Genomic DNA, 1,371 nt, shown 5'->3' with positions numbered 1-1,371 from the left:
AGATGTGTATAAGAGACAGGCGCCCGCACCGCGACTTTTGAGGCAATTGTCGGAAACGGTCAATTCAAGTCCAAAGGCGGTGCTCTTCAGTACGCTTCTGAACGGGAGGGGGTCCTGGACTGTTACATTAAGCGAAGAATTTCGCAAGTGACGGCTGCAGGGGGAAAAGCAAGGGAGACGCGAGTCTCAACTGCCGAACGAGGCAGAGCGGTCTTCCCCGAGAGCTGCGAGGTGCCGGCCCCAAAGCGTTCCGGAGAATTCAAAACCGTACGGCGCCGGGCTCTCGCCGGAGAACCGACGAGAGCGCGGAAAATTGCCTGTCAGTCCGAGGCCGGGCCGCCTCATGCAGATAGTGGGAGGATTGAAGGTACGGTAGCAAAACGTACCTCGGACAGCAGGTTGCTACAGGCTTCGCGATTTGAGATGAGGGTGCTTTTTCCGGACTTGTTAACGAGGGCGAAATAGGTCACGATACCTTCCCCCCTGTTAGGAGTCCTTCTCATGGCTGTACCTCGCCGCAAATACACCAACGAAATGAAGCTCAATGCCGTCCACCTCGTTCAGAATGAGGGACGTCGAGCCTGCGATGTCGCTGACGAACTCGGCATTGACCGCAACACCCTCTACGCCTGGCTGCGCGATGCACGCAACGGCAAACTCTCCACTGATGATCCTGCCCGCGAGGTCACGCCCGAGCAGGCTGAAATCTCTCGCCTGCGCGCTGAACTCGCCCGCTCCCGTCAGGAGTGCGCGCTGCTAAAAAAATTCGCGGCGTACCTCAGCACGACCGGCCTCAAGTGAGGTACGCCTTCATTCGTGAGACTCTCGCGGATCGCGAGCTCTATGGCATGCCACTCTCCGAACGGTGCCGCATCCTTGGCGTCAGCACCAGCGGGTATTATGAATGGCTTCACCGCCGGAGTGACCGACCTCGAAAGAAACTTCATGTTCCCAAGCGAGTAATGCTCAACTACGAGACCGTGCTTGCAAGCGTCCGCCGGCTGCGCGGGTTGCTCGGCTGCACGCCCGGATACCGTCAGTTCCATGAACTCCTGCGCAAGCGGGGGATCCGGGTCGGCGTTACCCGCTTTCAGCGCCTGCTAGGAACCAACGGCTTCATCGGATATCGACACAGCAAGCGCCCCTACAAGACAACGGACAGCAATCGCGACATGACGGTGCATCCCAACCTTCTCAACCGCGACTTCAGACCTGTCAATCGCGCCTGGGTTTCGGACATTACATACCTGCGAACGCCGAACGGAACTTCGTATTTGGCAACCTTCATGGATCTGGGCAGCCGGTGGGCGCTCGATACGAAGATGACAACGGAGCTCATCTTGAAGGCCCTTGACATGGCTGTGCAGACCC

At 58.4% G+C, this 1,371-nt stretch carries 1 protein-coding gene and 1 pseudogene; both read left to right on the top strand.

Annotation, left to right across the window (positions count from 1 at the left end):
• Positions 1-501 precede the first annotated feature (501 nt).
• Positions 502-801 carry a transposase gene (locus H6A60_RS11325; protein WP_205104683.1) on the top strand — a complete coding sequence of 100 codons (300 nt, stop codon included), beginning with the start codon at positions 502-504 and terminating at the stop codon, positions 799-801.
• Positions 802-962: 161 nt separating this feature from the next.
• Positions 963-1,371, top strand: a pseudogene (locus tag H6A60_RS11320) (hypothetical protein); the annotation flags it as partial.

This window comes from Sutterella massiliensis (assembly GCF_016899755.1).
Lineage (GTDB): Bacteria > Pseudomonadota > Gammaproteobacteria > Burkholderiales > Burkholderiaceae_F > Sutterella > Sutterella massiliensis.
Note: the sequence above shows the minus strand (reverse complement) of the source record. Positions and strands in the feature narration are given on the sequence as shown.